Origin of the sequence: Escherichia sp. R1, from assembly GCF_003000935.1 — a bacterium.
Classification (GTDB): Bacteria; Pseudomonadota; Gammaproteobacteria; order Enterobacterales; family Enterobacteriaceae; genus Escherichia; species Escherichia coli.
The window spans coordinates 1-20,735 of the sequence record NZ_PSRU01000013.1 but is presented as its reverse complement, the minus strand read 5'-3'; the positions used below and the strand labels follow the sequence as shown (position 1 = coordinate 20,735).

Here is a 20,735-nt window from a genome sequence, read left to right as displayed (position 1 = left end):
GAAATGATTTTCAGCACTTGATACAGGAATTTAAAAATATCGAGTGCAGCTACGACGATATTTTGCAGATTATTTATAGAGGCGTTATGCCTTAAATAAACGCTAAATTAACACATATTTAATTAACTAATAGGTATTGCTATGTCAACTCCACTTCAAGGAATTAAAGTTCTCGATTTCACCGGTGTGCAATCTGGCCCATCTTGTACTCAAATGCTGGCCTGGTTTGGCGCTGACGTCATTAAAATTGAACGTCCCGGCGTTGGTGACGTAACGCGCCACCAGCTGCGAGATATTCCTGATATCGATGCGCTTTACTTCACCATGCTTAACAGTAACAAACGTTCTATTGAATTAAATACCAAAACAGCGGAAGGCAAAGAGGTAATGGAAAAGCTGATCCGCGAAGCTGATATCTTAGTCGAGAACTTTCATCCAGGGGCCATTGATCATATGGGCTTCACCTGGGAGCATATTCAAGAAATCAATCCACGTCTGATTTTTGGTTCGATCAAAGGGTTTGATGAGTGTTCGCCTTATGTGAATGTAAAAGCCTATGAAAACGTTGCTCAGGCAGCGGGTGGCGCGGCATCTACTACAGGTTTTTGGGACGGTCCGCCGCTGGTAAGCGCTGCAGCGTTGGGTGACAGCAACACAGGAATGCATTTGCTGATCGGTTTACTTGCTGCTTTGCTGCATCGCGAAAAAACGGGGCGTGGGCAACGAGTCACCATGTCAATGCAGGATGCCGTGTTGAACCTTTGCCGCGTGAAATTACGCGACCAGCAGCGTCTCGATAAGTTGGGGTATCTGGAAGAATACCCGCAGTATCCGAATGGCACATTTGGTGATGCAGTTCCCCGCGGTGGTAATGCGGGTGGTGGCGGTCAGCCTGGCTGGATCCTGAAATGTAAAGGCTGGGAAACCGATCCTAACGCCTATATTTATTTCACTATTCAGGAGCAAAACTGGGAAAACACCTGTAAAGCCATCGGCAAACCAGAATGGATTACCGATCCGGCATACAGTACAGCCCATGCCCGACAGCCACATATTTTCGATATTTTTGCTGAAATCGAAAAATACACTGTCACTATTGATAAACATGAAGCGGTGGCCTATTTGACTCAGTTTGATATTCCTTGTGCACCGGTTTTAAGTATGAAAGAAATTTCACTTGATCCCTCTTTGCGCCAAAGTGGCAGTGTTGTCGAAGTGGAACAACCGTTGCGTGGAAAATATCTGACAGTTGGTTGTCCAATGAAATTCTCTGCCTTTACGCCGGATATTAAAGCTGCGCCGCTATTAGGTGAACATACCGCTGCTGTATTGCAGGAGCTGGGTTATAGCGACGATGAAATTGCTGCAATGAAGCAAAACCACGCCATCTGATATTAACGGGGGCTTCTGGCTCCCAATTTATAAAAATTTCGAGGTTATTAATCATGTCAGATCAACTTCAAATGACAGATGGTATGCATATCATCGTTGAAGCATTAAAACAGAATAATATTGACACTATTTATGGTGTTGTAGGTATTCCTGTGACGGATATGGCGCGCCATGCCCAGGCGGAAGGCATTCGTTATATTGGTTTTCGTCATGAGCAGTCGGCAGGCTATGCCGCTGCAGCAAGCGGTTTTCTTACCCAAAAACCAGGGATCTGCCTGACAGTGTCTGCGCCAGGATTCCTCAACGGTTTGACCGCATTGGCCAATGCAACGGTAAATGGTTTTCCGATGATCATGATTAGCGGCTCCAGCGACCGCGCGATCGTCGACCTACAGCAAGGTGATTATGAAGAGCTGGACCAAATGAATGCGGCAAAACCGTATGCCAAAGCAGCATTTCGCGTTAATCAGCCGCAGGATCTTGGCATTGCATTGGCACGCGCTATCCGGGTCTCAGTATCGGGTCGTCCTGGCGGTGTTTATCTTGATTTGCCAGCAAATGTCCTGGCCGCGACGATGGAAAAAGACGAAGCGTTAACCACGATTGTTAAAGTTGAAAATCCGTCGCCAGCATTATTGCCATGCCCGAAGTCAGTCACTAGCGCAATTTTGCTTTTAGCAAAAGCTGAACGACCATTAATTATTCTTGGCAAAGGCGCGGCGTATTCACAATCTGATGAACAGCTTCGTGAATTTATTGAAAGTGCCCAGATTCCATTCCTGCCAATGTCTATGGCGAAAGGGATCCTCGAAGATACGCATCCACTTTCTGCGGCAGCTGCGCGTTCGTTTGCCCTGGCAAATGCTGACGTTGTCATGCTTGTTGGTGCACGACTGAATTGGTTACTGGCACACGGTAAAAAAGGATGGGCGGCAGATACACAGTTTATTCAACTGGATATTGAACCGCAGGAAATTGACAGCAACCGCCCCATTGCTGTGCCAGTCGTTGGCGATATTGCATCCAGTATGCAAGGTATGCTGGCAGAATTGAAACAAAACACATTCACGACTCCACTGGTGTGGCGCGATATTTTAAATATCCACAAGCAGCAAAATGCACAAAAAATGCATGAAAAGTTAAGTACAGATACCCAACCATTAAATTACTTTAATGCATTGGGTGCCGTGCGCGATGTTTTGCGCGAGAACCAGGATATTTATTTAGTTAATGAAGGGGCAAATACCCTGGATAATGCACGAAATATTATTGATATGTATAAACCACGTCGTCGTCTGGATTGTGGCACCTGGGGTGTCATGGGCATCGGTATGGGCTATGCCATCGGTGCTAGCGTGACCTCTGGTTCTCCGGTTGTCGCCATTGAAGGTGATAGTGCTTTTGGTTTCAGTGGGATGGAGATTGAAACGATTTGTCGATATAACCTGCCGGTGACGATCGTTATTTTTAATAATGGCGGCATCTACAGAGGAGACGGTGTTGACCTCAGCGGCGCTGGTGCACCATCGCCAACGGATCTGTTGCACCATGCAAGGTATGACAAATTAATGGATGCGTTTCGTGGCGTTGGCTATAACGTCACCACGACAGATGAACTTCGTCATGCTTTAACCACCGGAATTCAGTCGCGCAAACCGACCATTATTAATGTGGTCATCGACCCAGCAGCAGGAACTGAAAGTGGCCATATTACCAAACTTAACCCAAAACAAGTCGCTGGTAATTAAATACTGACATCGTCTCCTCTTGCCAACTTATTATGCGATGGTAAGGGGACCCTTATCGGAAATACTATTATGCTAACATTTTTTATTGGCGATTTATTGCCTATTATCGTAATCATGCTGTTGGGTTATTTTAGCGGCAGACGAGAAACTTTTTCAGAGGATCAAGCTCGGGCATTTAATAAACTGGTATTAAACTACGCTCTTCCTGCGGCTCTATTTGTTTCTATTACCCGGGCAAACAGGGAAATGATTTTTGCGGACACTCGCCTGACCCTTGTATCACTTGTGGTTATTGTCGGATGTTTCTTTTTCTCCTGGTTCGGTTGCTACAAATTTTTTAAACGTACCCATGCAGAAGCAGCAGTATGTGCATTAATTGCAGGTTCACCTACCATTGGATTCCTGGGGTTTGCAGTTCTCGATCCTATTTATGGTGATTCCGTATCAACAGGTTTAGTGGTAGCAATTATTTCTATTATTGTTAACGCAATTACTATTCCTATTGGTCTGTATTTGCTGAATCCTTCCTCAGGAGCGGATGGTAAGAAGAATAGTAATCTGAGCGCATTAATTTCTGCGGCAAAGGAGCCAGTAGTATGGGCACCTGTTCTGGCAACGATCCTGGTGTTGGTTGGGGTAAAAATTCCGGCAGCATGGGACCCAACCTTTAATCTGATTGCGAAGGCTAACTCAGGGGTAGCGGTATTCGCTGCGGGGTTGACTCTGGCTGCACATAAATTCGAGTTCAGTGCCGAAATTGCTTATAACACCTTCCTGAAGCTGATTCTGATGCCACTGGCACTGCTTCTCGTTGGTATGGCATGTCATTTGAACAGCGAACATCTGCAGATGATGGTACTGGCAGGCGCATTACCGCCGGCATTCTCCGGAATCATTATTGCCAGCCGGTTTAATGTCTACACCCGTACTGGTACAGCGTCATTGGCTGTGAGCGTACTGGGCTTTGTCGTCACGGCTCCCTTGTGGATTTATGTCAGTCGACTGGTTTCATAATTAATCATGTTATTGATTTTACATAAATGCCGAAGTGTCTTTTCACCTTCGGCTTTTTTCAAGGCATAAGCAAATGACAAATAATGAAAGCAAAGGGCCGTTTGAAGGCTTATTAGTTATCGATATGACACATGTCCTTAATGGACCTTTCGGAACTCAACTTCTTTGTAATATGGGCGCAAGGGTAATTAAAGTTGAGCCGCCGGGTCATGGTGATGATACCCGCACATTTGGTCCCTATGTGGATGGACAGTCACTCTATTACAGTTTTATTAATCATGGCAAAGAGAGTGTGGTTCTTGATTTAAAGAATGATCACGATAAAAGTATATTTATAAATATGCTCAAACAAGCTGATGTATTAGCTGAGAATTTTCGCCCAGGTACAATGGAAAAACTGGGGTTTTCATGGGAAACGCTTCAAGAAATAAACCCGCGCCTCATATATGCTTCATCGTCAGGTTTCGGACATACCGGTCCGCTAAAAGATGCTCCTGCCTACGATACCATCATTCAGGCAATGAGCGGGATAATGATGGAAACAGGATATCCTGATGCTCCGCCAGTGCGCGTTGGTACATCTCTTGCGGATCTATGCGGCGGTGTCTATTTATTCAGCGGAATAGTGAGTGCACTTTATGGCCGCGAAAAGAGCCAGAGAGGGGCGCATGTCGATATAGCGATGTTTGATGCCACGCTGAGTTTTCTGGAGCATGGTCTGATGGCATATATCGCAACTGGGAAGTCACCACAACGTCTGGGAAATCGCCATCCCTACATGGCACCTTTTGATGTTTTCGATACTCAGGATAAGCCGATTACGATTTGTTGTGGTAATGACAAGCTTTTTTCTGCGTTATGCCAGGCACTGGAGCTTACGGAACTGGTTAATGATCCCCGATTTAGCAGCAATATTTTACGCGTACATAACCAGGCTATTCTTAAAGAATATATTGAGCGGACGTTAAAAACGCAGGCAGCTGAAGTTTGGTTAGCCAGAATACATGAAGTTGGTGTGCCCGTCGCGCCGTTATTAAGTGTGGCTGAGGCCATTAATTTACCACAAACTCAGGCGAGAAATATGTTGATTGAAGCCGGGGGAATAATGATGCCGGGTAATCCGATAAAAATCAGCGGCTGCGCGGACCCGCATGTTATGCCGGGAGCGGCAACGCTCGACCAGCATGGGGAACAAATTCGCCAGGAGTTCTCATCATAAATGTAAGATGTGCTGGTAAATAGCTCCCACATTTGAACATTGTGGGAGCCGCTATTTAGTCATTTTGCTGACAGAAAACAGTAATCTCCTGGTCCAGCTCTGCAATGTGTTCTTTTACAGAGTTCAGCAACTGAAGAATTTCAGGCTTACTGTCATCTGAAACAGGTGTTATTTCTAACTGGTGGCTAATATTAATCAACTTTTGCAAATTCAGGATGTTAGCCGCACCGTGGATGCGATGAATACACTGATGGAAAGTTCTGTTATCGCCAGCTTCTAGTGCATGAAACGCAGCGGGTAGATCTTTATGCGTTTCATGCTGGAAAGTCATGAGAATCTCCTGCATCAGTTGTAGATCATTCGCCGTATTATTCTTCAGGGCCTCGATATCAAGGTGGCGATACTGAGGTGCAATATGCGCAACCTGGTGTAACTGACTTAAATGTGTTTTCAGTACATCCAGAGTCAACGGTTTGAACAAACATAAGTTCATGCCGCAATTTAACCCTTTTTCACGTTCGTTAGCCTGTGCGTTGGCTGTAAGCCCCCAGATGGGTAAGGAAGAATTTTGCTCACGGAGTTTGCGAGTCAACTCAAAACCATCCATATTCGGCATATTAACGTCAGTAATAAGCAGATCATAATGTTGCATACTGACTTTGTGTAGCGCTTGCACACCATCAGTGGCTTCATCAACATCATATCCTAATAGATTTAGCTGGCGTTTGAGTAATAGCCTATTGGTCGGATGATCATCCGCGATTAATATGCTCAACTTTTCAGGTAGTGTTATAGGTTGTTCTGCTTTTGCCTCGACAGCCGCCACTTGTTGGGTAATTTCTACCGGGATTGTGATCGTAAATATCGTTCCTATGCCTGGATGACTTTCTAATGACAAATCGCCCTGCATGTTTTTAATTAATTCTTTGCAGATCATTAAGCCTAAACCAGAACCTGTTTGCTGACGACCTGCACTTGTTTGGCTATAGCGTTTAAACAGTTGTTGTTGTTCTTCCTGCGATAATCCACTTCCAGAATCCATAATCGTCATTTTGATAACAGCGTGGTTGTCATCAATGTGACCCAGGGAGGTCGTAATTTTTACTGCCCCCTCGGTGGTAAATTTGAGAGCATTACTCAGTAAATTTGATAAGACCTGCTTAAACGCCTGAGGGTCGATCTTAACCAGGTAATGTTCAGGAAACGTACTGCTGCAACTTAATGCGATCGATTTGCTTGCAGCAATCGCACCGAAAGAGTGACAAGTGTTCTGGACTAAAGTAGGGATATCGACCCATTGTGGTTGAAGTTGATAGTTACCCGATTCAATTTTGTCGACATCAAGGATTTCACCAATTAAGCCGAGGAGTGATTGTCCGGTGGCGTAGGCAAGTGAAATCGCCTCCACCCGTTGCTCCTTGCTAAGACCAGAACCCGACAGAAGTTCCAGGAAGCCCATAATAGAGCTTATTGGTGTTCTTATTTCGTGACTCATCGTTGCCAGAAACTGACTTTTTGCTACGGTAGCCTTTATCGCTTTATTTTTTTCTACCTCGAGTGCATTAATTAGATCACGCGTTTCAGTAATATCTTGCCAACCACAAATATATACTGCATTGTCACTTGCAGGAAGATTGCATAATGTATGCCAGTGATTAATGCATCTTTTCTCGATGCCATTATCAATTTCAAATACCTGTGTGTATATTGTTCGATTTTCTTTCGTTTCTGCTGTGACTTCATGCGCATTAGAAAAAACATCTTTAAAGGGTGAGTCACTGTTTTCTAATGGTAACATTGCATTTTTGTAGTAATCCGCAGTGAAATAATGTTCAAAAGCACTATTATGACTAATGACATTACCTTGCCAGTTTACAACATAAGTTGGATTCGGTAAGGAATCCGAGAGTGCTTTTCGGAATGATATTTGGTTTTCTAAATCACCCTGAATGACTTTACGACGACGAACTGAGCGTAACAGGTAGAATCCCCATAAAAGGCTACTGCCAACTAATAAAACGGATAATGTCGTAACAATATAAAATTGCTCGCTATATAGGTCCCATGTGTCAATGGTCACATTGGGCATTTTAATCCATTTTTCCGTCAGGCGCAGAACTTCGCTTGGGGGAATTGCATTCAGTGCTTTATTAATAATATCCTTAAGTTCCGGTTCTCCGCGAGGAAAAGCGAACGAAAGCGATGCATTCGGAACGCCAGGAATAAGAAAATGATAAAGTTCATTAGGATAGTAATGATCGATCATGTAACGCGAATTTAGCTGTGTCGCGACCAGAGCATCAAGTTCACCTTCCTTAACCTTGTGAAATGCAGCGCTGGCATTATCGACCTGTATCCATTCAACCTCCGGATACATCTCTTTTAATTGCGAATGCAGCTCATAATAATATGGAATGGCAACTTTCATTCCTTTTTTTAATGTTTGTTCACTGTCAGGCGCTTTTTGCATGACAAAAACGTAAGGCGTTGTTATGAAGGCTTCAGCAAATAAAACATTATTTTCTCGATCTTCACTATAAATAGCGCCAGGTATTATATCCCATCCTCCGGGGCTAAGCTGTGTTCCAGCATGGATATTGTGTGAAACGGTGATCGGAGAAAAATTTAAACCTGTTTGCAAGGTAATAATATTAAGAATGTCCCCCATAACGCCCCGAACCGAGCCATTTTCATCCGTCATAGAATAGGGGGGCGAGTAAGGATTTTCCAGCACCTTTAAATTGGGATGCTGCTTAATCCACTGTTTTTCATGTTCAGTGAGTTCTAATGGTTTGTTCAGAAAGGCCAGGTTTCCTGTATCAAGCCAATTTTGTGATACTTCATAGCGAACTTCATTTGTTAAAGCATCAACAAATCTATTGAGTACTTCATTAAGAATGACAGATTCTTTTCTGGTCAAGAAAAAATTATATTGACGCGGCGAGTTATAATATTTCACTACATTTAAGGAGTGAGTGAAATAGCGGGAAATCATACTGCTGGTAATGATGTTACTACCAATAAAGTAATCATTGTGCCCAGCTGAGACGGATGCTAATGCCTGATATAAATTTGTAAAAGAGATAATTGTTGCTTTTGGAAATGATTGATGAATTACCTCGTCTGGGGGGTAATTTGCTACCCGAGCAATATTTACTGGTTTTGGTGAGGTAAGCGGTCGCATTGAGTCGTGAAGGGTGGTTACCAGCGCCGGAAAGGTAATTATCAATGGTTTGGTTGCAGCAATGTCATTATTAAGAGGCGGCGAAGTAACTAAATGTGATAACACTATATCGACTTCACCTTCTGCAAGCGCGTCCATTGCTTTTTGATGATCTGCGTATTCCCGGAGTGTTAATTTGATATTTAACGCTCTTTTTAAAAGATTTAAATAATCAGCATTAATACCACGAACCCGTTGCTGCGAATCGGTATGCAACAACGTAGCCGTTTGGGACTTATGTACTGCAATCACAAGATTTTTTTTGCTCGCTAACCAACGTAATTCCTTGTTGCTCAGACGTAGTGGATCAAGTGTGACACGGTTGTTACTACTGATGCCACGATATTCGATGTAATCTTCGTCTGCGAAACTTATGGTCGACCAAAGACCACAACAGAGAAGAAAAATATAGGGTAAAAACTTCATGTGGTTAGCCGATTTTGTTACGTTGTGCGAATGTGTAAAGATCCATCAGTGATTTACATTCTAATTTTTCCATCAGGCGACTTTTATAAGTGCTGACAGTTTTGTTGCTGATGAACATTTTTTCAGCAATGTCATTATTATCCTTGCCATCAAGAATATACCGCATGACACTAATTTCTTGTTTCGATAAGGAGTCGAGTTTTTGCTGGTCGGACGTTAAACTTCCAACAAACCGGTTGAGAGAGAAGGGGAAATAGCAGTAGCCATTTTTTGCAGCTTCAATAGCCGCAATGATATTGTTCATGCCTTCTTTTTTACTCACGAAACCATTAGCGCCAGCATCAGCACAATGTTTCCCGTAAAAATGGTCATTTTTAGCGGAGACGATAATAATAATTCCGCTATATTGGCGCTTCCTCAGCGTTTCTAACACCTGGATACCGTTAACTCCGGGGATATCGACATCAATGATGACGATATCAGGCTTAAGTGTTTCCACCCGCTGAACGGCACTTCCGCCTTCAGTCAACTCTGCTAAGATTTCAATATCGTTTTTGATCAATAAATTACGAATTGCTGCGATAGCAAGAGGATGGTCATCAATAATTATTGCGTTCATAGATTATTCCCTTTGCAATGAAGCATTTCCCTTCTCCTTGTAGTAATACAGACATAAGGTATCATCTCATTTTCTCAATAAAAATAAGAAAATTTGAGCTTCCTTTAAGATAATTCGACAAGTATACCATATAAATAGTCGGCATAAATAAAATGTCAACAATAAAATCAGGGATGATACCGATGATTTATAGTTTCAAATGAGCACTATAAGTTTTCTCACTAATCCTACAGGCGTAAGAATTGTATTGCAAAAGCCGCGGTTTAGTCCTCTGTTGTTATTTTTGCACTTCATTTAAATTAGCCCTCCAACGTTCCCGGGATAATGTGCAAAACATGCACTGTGTTTGATATGAGGAATGAATACTCTTTTCATTCAATTCATAAATTTCATCTATGCGAAATGAGAGATAATAGTGGAACAGATTAATTCAAATAAAAAACATTCTGACAGAAGAAAATATTTTGCTTTGTTAGCGGTAGTTTTATTTATTGCGTTTTCAGGTGCCTATGCCTATTGGTCAATGGAATTAAAAGACATGATTAGTACAGATGACGCCTATGTCACGGGAAATGCAGATCCAATTTCTGCACAAGTCTCAGGCAGCGTCACTGTCGTTAATCATAAAGATACGAACTACGTTCGACAAGGTGACATTTTAGTTTCACTGGATAAAACTGATGCCACTATCGCACTCAATAAAGCTAAAAATAATCTGGCAAATATTGTTCGGCAAACGAATAAACTATACTTACAGGATAAACAATACAGTGCCGAAGTCGCTTCAGCACGTATTCAGTATCAACAATCTTTAGAAGATTATAACCGTCGTGTGCCTTTAGCGAAGCAAGGGGTTATTTCAAAAGAAGCGCTGGAGCATACCAAAGATACGTTAATAAGTAGCAAAGCGGCATTGAATGCTGCTATCCAGGCTTATAAAGCGAATAAAGCTTTAGTAATGAACACACCATTAAACCGTCAGCCACAAGTCATTGAAGCTGCAGATGCAACCAAAGAAGTCTGGTTGGCGCTTAAACGTACGGATATTAAGAGTCCGGTTACCGGTTATATTGCCCAGAGAAGTGTTCAGGTCGGCGAAACAGTGAGTCCCGGACAATCATTAATGGCTGTCGTACCGGCGCGTCAAATGTGGGTTAATGCCAACTTTAAAGAAACACAACTCACGGATGTACGGATTGGTCAATCGGTCAATATTATCAGCGATCTTTATGGTAAAAATGTTGTGTTTCATGGTCGGGTGACAGGGATCAATATGGGAACCGGCAATGCGTTCTCCTTATTACCTGCACAAAATGCGACAGGGAACTGGATCAAAATCGTTCAGCGTGTACCGGTTGAAGTTTCTCTGGATCCAAAAGAACTCATGGAACACCCTTTGCGCATTGGTTTATCGATGACTGCAACTATTGATACGAAGAATGAAGACATTGCCGAGATGCCCGATCTGGCTTCAACCGTGACGTCCATGCCTGCTTATACCAGTAAGGCTTTAGTTATCGATACCAGTCCGATAGAAAAAGAAATTAGCAACATTATTTCGCATAATGGACAACTTTAATGGCAATCACTAAATCAACTCCTGCACCATTAACCGGTGGGACGTTATGGTGCGTCACTATTGCATTGTCATTAGCGACGTTTATGCAAATGTTGGATTCCACTATTTCTAACGTCGCAATACCGACAATATCTGGCTTTCTGGGAGCATCAACAGACGAAGGCACCTGGGTTATCACCTCGTTTGGCGTAGCAAATGCCATTGCGATCCCTGTTACCGGCAGGCTGGCACAAAGAATAGGCGAATTAAGGTTATTTTTACTTTCAGTAACCTTTTTTTCGCTGTCTTCATTAATGTGTAGTTTATCGACCAATCTAGATGTGCTGATATTTTTTAGAGTCGTTCAGGGGTTAATGGCGGGGCCGTTAATTCCACTGTCACAGAGTTTATTATTAAGGAATTATCCACCAGAAAAAAGAACATTTGCTCTGGCATTATGGTCAATGACCGTGATTATCGCTCCGATATGTGGGCCGATATTGGGCGGCTATATTTGCGATAACTTTAGCTGGGGTTGGATATTTTTAATCAATGTCCCTATGGGGATTATCGTCCTGACATTATGCTTAACCTTACTTAAAGGAAGAGAAACTGAGACTTCACCGGTCAAAATGAATCTACCAGGACTGACCCTGTTAGTGCTCGGTGTTGGTGGCTTGCAAATTATGCTTGATAAAGGGCGCGATCTGGATTGGTTCAACTCGAGTACAATAATACTACTAACAGTAGTATCAGTTATTTCTCTGATCTCTTTAGTCATTTGGGAGTCGACCTCAGAGAATCCGATTCTTGACCTCAGTTTGTTTAAGTCCCGTAATTTCACCATTGGTATTGTGAGTATCACATGCGCGTATTTATTTTACTCTGGAGCGATAGTTCTTATGCCGCAGTTACTCCAGGAAACGATGGGGTATAATGCGATATGGGCCGGACTTGCCTATGCGCCCATCGGTATCATGCCGCTATTAATATCACCTTTGATAGGACGTTATGGCAACAAAATTGATATGCGGTTGTTGGTGGCATTTAGTTTTTTGATGTATGCGGTTTGCTATTACTGGCGTTCTGTGACATTTATGCCAACGATTGATTTTACAGGCATCATTTTGCCGCAGTTTTTTCAGGGATTCGCCGTTGCCTGTTTCTTTTTACCCTTAACAACGATTTCGTTTTCAGGCTTGCCAGATAATAAATTTGCCAATGCCTCGAGTATGAGTAATTTTTTTCGCACCTTGTCAGGATCAGTTGGTACGTCGTTGACAATGACACTGTGGGGACGCCGCGAATCGTTACACCATAGTCAGTTGACAGCAACCATCGATCAATTTAACCCCGTGTTTAATTCATCGTCACAAATTATGGATAAATACTATGGTTCGCTTTCAGGAGTTCTTAATGAAATTAATAATGAAATAACTCAGCAGTCACTTTCTATTTCTGCAAATGAGATTTTCCGTATGGCGGCTATTGCTTTTATCTTACTTACGGTTTTGGTTTGGTTTGCGAAACCGCCGTTTACAGCGAAAGGCGTTGGGTGATGGAAAAAGAGGAGGCTATAGCAGGTAAAACGGCAGAATCTTAAGTCTGCGTCATCGGCAGCATCGCTCACCCAGGGAAAGGATGGCGATGCTGCGTTGAAACGTTATTAACGGCCTTTTGCCAGATATTGATTCATCTCTTCTTCCGGCACCATTCCACCTCCCGTCGCCCACACCAGATGAGTGGCATTACGCAGTTGTTCGGCGCTGAAACCGTGCATCTGTTGGTAACTTACTGATGCGCACACGCGCTGAGACCCGGCCATACCCGCCAGTGCCGATGGTTCAAGACGAATACCTTCTTCCTGCGCCAGCCAGCCAAGCATGTCATACATGGTTTGATCGCTAAGGGTATAGAAACCATCCAGCAGACGCTCCATTGCCCGCCCGACAAAGCCCGATGCGCGACCAACTGCAAGGCCATCGGCAGCGGTAAGGTTGTCGATGCCAATATCCTGAACAGAAATCTGATCGTGTAATCCGGTATGGACGCCTAATAACATACACGGGGAGTGTGTTGGTTCGGCAAAAAAGCAGTGAACATGATCGCCAAACGCCAGTTTAAGTCCGAATGCGACGCCACCAGGACCACCGCCAACACCACACGGCAGATAGACAAACAGAGGGTTATCAGCATCGACGATGCGACCTTGCTGAGCAAATTGCGCCTTAAGACGCTGGCCTGCGACGGAATATCCAAGGAACAACGTGCGGGAATTCTCGTCATCAATAAAGAAACAGTTCGGGTCAGACTGCGCTGCTTTACGTCCTTCCTCGACAGCAACACCATAATCTTGCTCGTATTCCACGACAGTAACGCCATGACTGCGCAGTTTCGCTTTTTTCCAGGCGCGGGCATCAGCAGACATATGCACCGTTACTTTAAAGCCGATGCGGGCGCTCATAATACCAATTGATAACCCCAGATTTCCGGTTGATCCCACAGCAATACTGTATTGGCTAAAGAACTGTTTAAACTCCGGGGAAAGCAGTTTGCTGTAATCATCCTCAAGTGTCAGCAAACCCGCTTCCAGAGCCAGTTTTTCAGCATGGGCCAGGACTTCATAAATCCCGCCACGTGCTTTTATGGAGCCGGAAATCGGCAAATGGCTGTCTTTTTTTAGTAGCAATTGCCCGGCGATCGGCTGGTGATATTCCTTTTCCAGCCGTTTTTGCATAGCAGGAATAGCAACCAGTTCTGATTCAATAATCCCCCCCGCGGCAGCCGTTTCAGGAAATGCTTTTGCCAGATACGGCGCAAAACGAGACAGGCGCGCATGGGCGTCCTGAACATCCTGTTCGGTCAGGCCAACATAAGGTAAACCTTCTGCCAATGAGGTCGTGCCAGGATTAAACCAGGTGGTTTCTTTAAGAGCAACCAGATCCTCTACCAACGGATACTGGGCGATGAGCGAATTCATTTTAGCGTTTTCCATAGTACGTCTCTTTGCGCTTAGATGATAAATGACAGCAGGAATGTGCCCGCCAGAGCGATGACTGAAGCGATAAATGTCGCTGTCGTATAGTATTTAAATGTTTCATTGAGCGTAGCGCCGCAATATTGCTTCACCAGCCAGAAAAGCGAGTCCGTAACGATCGTGCAGCCAATCGCACCGGAACCGATAGCAATCGCAATAATTTCCGGGCTGATGTCGGGATACAGCGGCAGCACAATGATCCATATTTATATCTTCTTCTCCAGGTTGGCATGTTTTACCTACTTGCCTACATGGTGACTCGTTGGCGAGAACAGAGGCGAAATTGGGTACAATTGTCCGGGAATTATTGTTACTTTTTATTGTATTGCCGTGTCGGGTGATAGGGCGTCGAGAATATCGTTGGATCTCGCCAGTGACGTCTGTTTCTGCTACAGTGCCCGTTTTACGGCAAACGGCTTGGGTATGGCTTCATTAAAGGATGTCGCACGCCTGGCGGGAGTGTCGATGATGACAGTCTCCCGGGTGATGCATAATGCAGAATCTGTGCGTCCTGCAACGCGTGACCGCGTATTGCAGGCAATCCAGACCCTGAATTATGTTCCTGATCTTTCCGCCCGTAAAATGCGCGCTCAAGGACGTAAGCCGTCGACTCTCGCCGTGCTGGCACAGGACACTGCTACCACTCCTTTCTCTGTTGATATTCTGCTTGCCATTGAGCAAACCGCCAGCGAGTTCGGCTGGAATAGTTTTTTAATCAATATTTTTTCTGAAGATGACGCTGCCCGCGCGGCACGTCAGCTGCTTGCCCACCGTCCGGATGGCATTATCTATACTACAATGGGGCTGCGACATATCACGCTGCCTGAGTCTCTGTATGGTGAAAATATTGTATTGGCGAACTGTGTGGCGGATGACCCAGCGTTACCCAGTTATATCCCTGATGATTACACTGCACAATATGAATCAACACTGCATTTGCTCGCGGCGGGCTATCGTCAACCGTTATGCTTCTGGCTACCGGAAAGTGCGTTGGCAACAGGGTATCGTCGGCAGGGATTTGAGCAGGCCTGGCGTGATGCTGGACGAGATCTGGCTGAGGTGAAACAATTTTACATGGCAACAGGTGATGATCACTACACCGATCTCGAAAGTTTACTCAATGCCCACTTCCAATCTGGCAAACCAGATTTTGATGTTCTGATATGTGGTAACGATCGCGCAGCCTTTGTGGCTTATCAGGTTCTTCTGGCGAAGGGGGTACGTATCCCGCAGGATGTCGCCGTAATGGGCTTTGATAATCTGGTTGGCGTCGGGCATCTGTTTTTACCGCCGCTGACCACAATTCAGCTTCCACATGACATTATCGGGCGGGAAGCTGCATTGCATATTATTGAAGGTCGTGAAGGGGGAAGAGAGACGCGGATCCCTTGCCCGCTGTTGATCCGTTGTTCCACCTGATATTATGTTAACCCAGTTGCCAGAGTGCTCCATGTTGCAGCACAGCCACTCCGTGGGAGGCATAGAGCGACAGTTCCCGTTTTTCTGGCTGCGGATATATTCGGCTACTCATTACCGCCTCCCCGTCGTTAATAAATACTTCCACGGATGATGTATCGATAAATATCCTTAGGGCGAGCATGTCACCCTGCGGGAGGGGAATACTACGGTAGCCGTCTAAATGCTCGTGTGGGTAATACCGCCACAAAACAAGCCGCTCAGATTGGTTATCAATATACAGCCGCATTCCTGTGCCGAGTTGTAATCCGTAATGTTCGGCATCACTGTTCTTCAGCGCCCACTGCAACTGAATCTCAACTGCTTGCGCGTTTTTCTGCAAAACATATTTATTGCTGATTGTGCGGGGAGAGATAGATTGATGCTGCTGGCGTAACGACTCAGCTTCATGTACCGGGCGTTGTAGGAGTTTGCCATTGCTCTCTGATAGCTCGCGCGCCAGCGTCATGCAGCCTGCCCAGCCTTCACGTTTTGAGGGCATTGGCGATTCCCACATATCCATCCAGCCGATAACAATACGCCGACCATCCTTCGCTAAAAAGCTTTGTGGTGCATAAAAGTCATGTCCGTTATCAAGTTCAGTAAAATGCCCGGATTGTGCAAAAAGTCGTCCTGGCGACCACATTCCGGGTATTACGCCACTTTGAAAGCGATTTCGATAACTGTATCCCTCGGCATTCATTCCCTGCGGGGAAAACATCAGATAATGCTGATCGCCAAGGCTGAAAAAGTCCGGACATTCCCACATATAGCTTTCACCCGCATCAGCGTGGGCCAGTACGCGATCGAAAGTCCATTCACGCAATGAACTGCCGCGATAAAGCAGTATCTGCCCCGTGTTACCTGGGTCTTTCGCCCCGACTACCATCCACCATGTGTCGGCTTCACGCCACACTTTAGGATCGCGGAAGTGCATGATTCCTTCTGGTGGAGTGAGGATCACACCCTGTTTCTCGAAATGAATACCATCCCGACTGGTAGCCAGACATTGTACTTCGCGAATTGCATCGTCATTACCTGCACCATCGAGCCAGACGTGTCCGGTGTAGATAAGTGAGAGGACACCATTGTCATCGACAGCACTACCTGAAAAACACCCGTCTTTGTCATTCTCGTCTCCAGGCGCTAGCGCAATAGGCTCATGCTGCCAGTGGATCATATCGTCGCTGGTGGCATGTCCCCAGTGCATTGGCCCCCAGTGTTCACTCATCGGGTGATGTTGATAAAACGCGTGATAACGATCGTTAAACCAGATCAGGCCGTTTGGATCGTTCATCCACCCGGCAGGAGGCGCGAGGTGAAAATGGGGATAGAAAGTGTTACCCCGGTGCTCATGAAGTTTTGCTAGTGCGTTTTGCGCCGCATGCAATCGAGATTGCGTCATTTTAATCATCCTGGTTAAGCAAATTTGGTAAATTGTTAACGTTAACTTTTATAAAAATAAAGTCCCTTAATTTCATAAATGCGATGAATATCACAAATGTTAACGTTAACTATGACATTTTGTGATCGAATATGCATGTTTTAGTAAATCCATGACGATTTTGCGAAAAAGAGGTTTATCACTATGCGTAAGTCAGATGAATTTGAGGGAAAAAAATGCCAGCCAAAGTATGGGTTTTAGGGGATGCGGTCGTAGATCTCTTGCCAGAATCAGACGGGCGGCTACTGCCTTGTCCTGGCGGTGCGCCAGCTAACGTTGCGGTGGGAATCGCCAGATTAGGCGGAATAAGTGGGTTTATAGGTCGGGTGGGGGATGATCCTTTTGGTGCGTTAATGCAAAGAACGCTGCTAACTGAGGGAGTCGATATCACGTATCTGAAGCAAGATGAATGGCACCGGACATCCGCGGTGCTTGTCGATCTGAACGATCAAGGGGAACGTTCATTTACGTTTATGGTCCGCCCCAGTGCCGATCTTTTTTTAGAGACGACAGACTTGCCCTGCTGGCGACATGGCGAATGGTTACATCTCTGTTCAATTGCGTTGTCTGCTGAGCCTTCGCGTACCAGCGCATTTACAGCGATGACGGCGATCCGGCATGCCGGAGGTTTTGTCAGCTTCGATCCCAATATTCGTGAAGATCTATGGCAAGACGAGCATTTGCTCCGCTTGTGTTTGCGGCAGGCGCTACAACTGGCGGATGTCGTCAAGCTCTCGGAAGAAGAATGGCGACTTATCAGTGGAAAAACACAGAACGATCGGGAGATATGCGCGCTGGCAAAAGAATATGAGATCGCCATGCTGTTGGTGACTAAAGGTGCAGAAGGGGTGGTGGTCTGTTATCGAGGACAAGTTCACCATTTTGCTGGAATGTCTGTGAATTGTGTCGATAGCACGGGGGCGGGAGATGCGTTCGTTGCCGGGTTACTCACAGGTCTGTCCTCTACGGGATTATCTACAGATGAAAGAGAAATGCGACAAATTATCGATCTCGCTCAACGTTGCGGAGCGCTTGCAGTAACGGCGAAAGGGGCGATGACAGCGCTGCCATGTCGACAAGAACTGGAATGGTGAGAAGTAAACGGCGAAGTCGCTCTTATCTCTAAATAGGACGTGAATTTTTTAACGACAGGCAGGTAATTATGGCACTGAATATTCCATTCAGAAATGCGTACTATCGTTTTGCATCCAGTTACTCATTTCTCTTTTTTATTTCCTGGTCGCTGTGGTGGTCATTATACGCTATTTGGCTGAAAGGACATCTAGGGTTGACAGGGACGGAATTAGGTACACTTTATTCGGTCAACCAGTTTACCAGCATTCTATTTATGATGTTCTACGGCATCGTTCAGGATAAACTCGGTCTGAAGAAACCGCTCATCTGGTGTATGAGTTTCATCTTGGTCTTGACCGGACCGTTTATGATTTACGTTTATGAACCGTTACTGCAAAGCAATTTTTCTGTAGGTTTAATTCTGGGTGCGCTCTTTTTTGGTCTGGGGTATCTGGCGGGATGCGGTTTGCTTGACAGCTTCACCGAAAAAATGGCGCGAAATTTTCATTTCGAATATGGAACAGCGCGCGCCTGGGGATCTTTTGGCTATGCTATTGGCGCATTCTTTGCTGGCATATTTTTTAGTATCAGTCCCCATATCAACTTCTGGTTGGTCTCTCTATTTGGCGCTGTATTTATGATGATCAACATGCGTTTTAAAGATCAGGAACACCAGTGCGTAGCGGCGGATGTGGGAGGGGTAAAAAAAGAGGATTTTATCGCAGTTTTCAAGGATCGAAACTTCTGGGTTTTCGTCATATTTATTGTGGGGACGTGGTCTTTCTATAACATTTTTGATCAACAACTCTTTCCTGTCTTTTATGCAGGTTTATTCGAATCACACGATGTAGGAACGCGCCTGTATGGTTATCTCAACTCATTCCAGGTGGTACTCGAAGCGCTGTGCATGGCGATTATTCCTTTCTTTGTGAATCGGGTAGGGCCAAAAAATGCATTACTTATCGGTGTTGTGATTATGGCGTTGCGTATCCTTTCCTGCGCGCTATTCGTTAACCCCTGGATTATTTCATTAGTGAAGCTGTTACATGCCATTGAGGTTCCACTTTGTGTCATATCCGTCTTCAAATACAGCGTGGCAAATTTTGATAAGCGCCTGTCGTCGACGATCTTTCTGATTGGTTTTCAAATTGCCAGTTCGTTGGGGATTGTGCTGCTTTCAACGCCGACTGGGATACTCTTTGACCACGCAGGCTACCAGACGGTTTTTTTCGCAATTTCGGGTATTGTCTGCCTGATGTTGCTATTTGGCATTTTCTTCCTGAGTAAAAAACGTGAGCAAATAGTGATGGAAACGCCAGTACCTTCAGCAATATAAACGTAAACTTTTTCCGGTTGTTGTCGATAGCTCTATATCCCTCAACCGGAAAATAATAATACCAAAATGCTTAGCCCTGCTAATAATCGCCTAATCCAAACGCCTCATTCATGTTCTGGTACAGTCGCTCAAATGTACTCCGGATACACGGCTCGCTGATTTCCAGGGCATTGTCGTAATTCAGCGACCTGTCCCGTGTATCACGGGCCTGCGAATTCATCAAGGAAAGCATTGTGGAGTGAAGTATCAAGTCACGCCATATTTCGCGATCAGGATTGTGTGTGATGGTTACATCGCCCAGCCCAGGGCTGTTTAGTCATCAGCGTTTTCTGACCGTGTTGAGATTTCAACCTGTTGCAGGAAAAATGAGTAGATAGGGCAAATGTGCTGCCAAACTTATCTTTTACGGGGTGAAGGTAGATATCGTTTGAAGGGTATCTGGTGTCCCCTGCAGACATCTACTTCAAGCGGCAGGGGATTGATTGGAATGGTGTTTTTTAGATGTGAAAAATATTTTACCCGCTATTTTACCCATTGGCGCGGCTTAAGAGCTTATTTTTGAATTCACAATGGTCACGATATAACCATCTTGCTCGCCCGTGGATAACTTTGGCTTTTGGCAGGTCGCCGGACTTAATCCGGTCATAGATGAAGGTTTTACCGAAGCCAGTATCGGCCATGATGAATTTCAAATCAACCAGGGAATCAGGCTGTAGTTCGTGTTGCATGAGTGCTATCTCCGAATAGGGAATCGAACCTGCAAATCAGGCAATAAAAAACCGCCATCAGGCGGCTTGGTGTTCTTTCAGTTCTTCAATTCGAATATTGGTTACGTCTGCATGTGCTATCTGCGCCCATATCATCCAGTGGTCATAGCAGTCATTGATGTTCTCTGCTTCGATAACTCTGTTGAATGGTTCTCCATTCCATTCACCTGTGACTCGGAAGTGCATTTATCATCTCCATAAAACAAAACCCGCCGTAGCGAGTTCAGATAAAAGAAATCCCCGCGAATGCGAGGATTGTTATTCATTGCTGATATTCACCTTTATCGCGAACACCTTTACCGGTTTATCGCCGAAGTGCGGATGTGTGATTGTCTTGATTTCATATCCGTCATACGGAACATCAATTCTACGGCTGGAATCGTCGCGCTTCGGATATCCCTTTGTGATAATCAGGCGGTCATG

At 44.9% G+C, this 20,735-nt stretch carries 16 protein-coding genes and 2 pseudogenes; 9 read left to right on the top strand and 9 right to left on the bottom strand.

Annotation, left to right across the window (positions count from 1 at the left end; translation table 11 throughout):
- Positions 1–141: 141 nt before the first annotated feature.
- The 4 genes from frc to yfdE all read left to right on the top strand — a co-directional run bounded on the left by frc (position 142) and on the right by yfdE (position 5,373).
- A complete protein-coding gene (frc, locus tag C4F37_RS16125) occupies positions 142–1,392 on the top strand; it encodes a formyl-CoA transferase (protein WP_000106759.1) in 1,251 nt (416 codons plus the stop codon).
- A gap of 53 nt (positions 1,393–1,445) precedes the next feature.
- Entirely contained in the window at positions 1,446–3,140 is a 1,695-nt protein-coding gene (gene oxc / locus C4F37_RS16120) for an oxalyl-CoA decarboxylase (protein ID WP_001774011.1), read from the top strand.
- Between the two features lie 69 nt (positions 3,141–3,209).
- The gene (yfdV, locus tag C4F37_RS16115; protein ID WP_000955028.1) at positions 3,210–4,154 is read left to right on the top strand and encodes a transporter YfdV; all 945 of its coding nucleotides are present in this window, start codon (positions 3,210–3,212) and stop codon (positions 4,152–4,154) included.
- A 73-nt stretch (positions 4,155–4,227) separates the two neighbouring features.
- A complete protein-coding gene (yfdE, locus tag C4F37_RS16110; protein WP_001774010.1) occupies positions 4,228–5,373 on the top strand; it encodes a CoA:oxalate CoA-transferase in 1,146 nt (381 codons plus the stop codon).
- A gap of 55 nt (positions 5,374–5,428) precedes the next feature.
- Here the strand turns inward: yfdE and evgS are convergent, their stop codons facing one another.
- Both evgS and evgA read right to left on the bottom strand, forming a co-directional pair.
- A complete protein-coding gene (gene evgS, locus C4F37_RS16105; protein ID WP_001774009.1) occupies positions 5,429–9,022 on the bottom strand; it encodes an acid-sensing system histidine kinase EvgS in 3,594 nt (1,197 codons plus the stop codon).
- A 4-nt stretch (positions 9,023–9,026) separates the two neighbouring features.
- Entirely contained in the window at positions 9,027–9,641 is a 615-nt protein-coding gene (evgA, locus tag C4F37_RS16100) for an acid-sensing system DNA-binding response regulator EvgA (RefSeq protein WP_000991370.1), read from the bottom strand.
- A 415-nt stretch (positions 9,642–10,056) separates the two neighbouring features.
- Between evgA and emrK the strand changes: the two genes are divergently transcribed.
- Together emrK and emrY are read left to right on the top strand one after the other, a co-directional pair.
- Entirely contained in the window at positions 10,057–11,220 is a 1,164-nt protein-coding gene (emrK, locus tag C4F37_RS16095) for a multidrug efflux MFS transporter periplasmic adaptor subunit EmrK (RefSeq protein ID WP_001539269.1), read from the top strand.
- Positions 11,220–12,758 carry a multidrug efflux MFS transporter permease subunit EmrY gene (gene emrY / locus C4F37_RS16090; protein ID WP_001539267.1) on the top strand — a complete coding sequence of 513 codons (1,539 nt, stop codon included), beginning with the start codon at positions 11,220–11,222 and terminating at the stop codon, positions 12,756–12,758. The genes emrK and emrY overlap by 1 nt, the downstream gene beginning before the upstream one ends.
- Positions 12,759–12,865: 107 nt before the next feature.
- Here emrY and dsdA read toward each other — a convergent pair whose 3' ends face one another.
- Positions 12,866–14,194, bottom strand: a complete 1,329-nt coding sequence (gene dsdA / locus C4F37_RS16085) for a D-serine ammonia-lyase (RefSeq protein WP_001539266.1) — start codon at positions 14,192–14,194, stop codon at positions 12,866–12,868.
- Between the two features lie 17 nt (positions 14,195–14,211).
- Positions 14,212–14,430 (bottom strand): annotated as a pseudogene (locus C4F37_RS16080) (GntT/GntP/DsdX family permease); the annotation flags it as partial.
- Positions 14,431–14,659: 229 nt separating this feature from the next.
- Between C4F37_RS16080 and C4F37_RS16075 the strand changes: the two are divergent.
- Complete coding sequence (locus tag C4F37_RS16075; RefSeq protein WP_001335436.1) at positions 14,660–15,655, top strand: LacI family DNA-binding transcriptional regulator; 996 nt, start codon at positions 14,660–14,662, stop codon at positions 15,653–15,655.
- Between the two features lie 7 nt (positions 15,656–15,662).
- On the opposite strand, the gene cscA is transcribed toward C4F37_RS16075, so the two are convergent.
- Positions 15,663–17,096 carry a sucrose-6-phosphate hydrolase gene (gene cscA / locus C4F37_RS16070; RefSeq protein WP_000194520.1) on the bottom strand — a complete coding sequence of 478 codons (1,434 nt, stop codon included), beginning with the start codon at positions 17,094–17,096 and terminating at the stop codon, positions 15,663–15,665.
- Positions 17,097–17,311: 215 nt separating this feature from the next.
- On the opposite strand from cscA, the gene C4F37_RS16065 reads away from it, so the two are divergent.
- Positions 17,312–18,229 carry an aminoimidazole riboside kinase gene (locus tag C4F37_RS16065; RefSeq protein ID WP_001557103.1) on the top strand — a complete coding sequence of 306 codons (918 nt, stop codon included), beginning with the start codon at positions 17,312–17,314 and terminating at the stop codon, positions 18,227–18,229.
- A 68-nt stretch (positions 18,230–18,297) separates the two neighbouring features.
- The gene (locus C4F37_RS16060; protein WP_001539262.1) at positions 18,298–19,545 is read left to right on the top strand and encodes an oligosaccharide MFS transporter; all 1,248 of its coding nucleotides are present in this window, start codon (positions 18,298–18,300) and stop codon (positions 19,543–19,545) included.
- A gap of 79 nt (positions 19,546–19,624) precedes the next feature.
- Here the strand turns inward: C4F37_RS16060 and C4F37_RS16055 are convergent, their stop codons facing one another.
- The 4 genes and pseudogenes from C4F37_RS16055 to C4F37_RS16040 all read right to left on the bottom strand — a co-directional run.
- Positions 19,625–19,831: a DUF4942 domain-containing protein gene (locus C4F37_RS16055; RefSeq protein ID WP_224922710.1), complete on the bottom strand. Its 207-nt coding sequence runs from the start codon at positions 19,829–19,831 to the stop codon at positions 19,625–19,627.
- A gap of 241 nt (positions 19,832–20,072) precedes the next feature.
- Positions 20,073–20,273, bottom strand: a complete 201-nt coding sequence (torI, locus tag C4F37_RS16050) for a response regulator inhibitor TorI (protein WP_001163428.1) — start codon at positions 20,271–20,273, stop codon at positions 20,073–20,075.
- Between the two features lie 57 nt (positions 20,274–20,330).
- On the bottom strand, positions 20,331–20,498 hold the full coding sequence (locus tag C4F37_RS16045; RefSeq protein ID WP_000545733.1) for a hypothetical protein: 168 nt from the start codon (positions 20,496–20,498) through the stop codon (positions 20,331–20,333).
- A gap of 72 nt (positions 20,499–20,570) precedes the next feature.
- A pseudogene (locus C4F37_RS16040) lies at positions 20,571–20,735 on the bottom strand (ASCH domain-containing protein); the annotation flags it as partial.

Bases quoted from the DNA above. Each gene is read 5' to 3' on its own strand.
- cscA (WP_000194520.1), bottom strand. From the start codon at position 17,096: ATGACGCAATCTCGATTGCATGCGGCGCAAAACGCACTAGCAAAACTT.
- evgS (WP_001774009.1), bottom strand. From the start codon at position 9,022: ATGAAGTTTTTACCCTATATTTTTCTTCTCTGTTGTGGTCTTTGGTCG.
- C4F37_RS16065 (WP_001557103.1), top strand. From the start codon at position 17,312: ATGCCAGCCAAAGTATGGGTTTTAGGGGATGCGGTCGTAGATCTCTTG.
- yfdV (WP_000955028.1), top strand. From the start codon at position 3,210: ATGCTAACATTTTTTATTGGCGATTTATTGCCTATTATCGTAATCATG.
- C4F37_RS16075 (WP_001335436.1), top strand. From the start codon at position 14,660: ATGGCTTCATTAAAGGATGTCGCACGCCTGGCGGGAGTGTCGATGATG.
- frc (WP_000106759.1), top strand. From the start codon at position 142: ATGTCAACTCCACTTCAAGGAATTAAAGTTCTCGATTTCACCGGTGTG.
- dsdA (WP_001539266.1), bottom strand. From the start codon at position 14,194: ATGGAAAACGCTAAAATGAATTCGCTCATCGCCCAGTATCCGTTGGTA.
- C4F37_RS16045 (WP_000545733.1), bottom strand. From the start codon at position 20,498: ATGCACTTCCGAGTCACAGGTGAATGGAATGGAGAACCATTCAACAGA.
- C4F37_RS16060 (WP_001539262.1), top strand. From the start codon at position 18,298: ATGGCACTGAATATTCCATTCAGAAATGCGTACTATCGTTTTGCATCC.
- evgA (WP_000991370.1), bottom strand. From the start codon at position 9,641: ATGAACGCAATAATTATTGATGACCATCCTCTTGCTATCGCAGCAATT.
- emrY (WP_001539267.1), top strand. From the start codon at position 11,220: ATGGCAATCACTAAATCAACTCCTGCACCATTAACCGGTGGGACGTTA.
- yfdE (WP_001774010.1), top strand. From the start codon at position 4,228: ATGACAAATAATGAAAGCAAAGGGCCGTTTGAAGGCTTATTAGTTATC.
- oxc (WP_001774011.1), top strand. From the start codon at position 1,446: ATGTCAGATCAACTTCAAATGACAGATGGTATGCATATCATCGTTGAA.
- torI (WP_001163428.1), bottom strand. From the start codon at position 20,273: ATGCAACACGAACTACAGCCTGATTCCCTGGTTGATTTGAAATTCATC.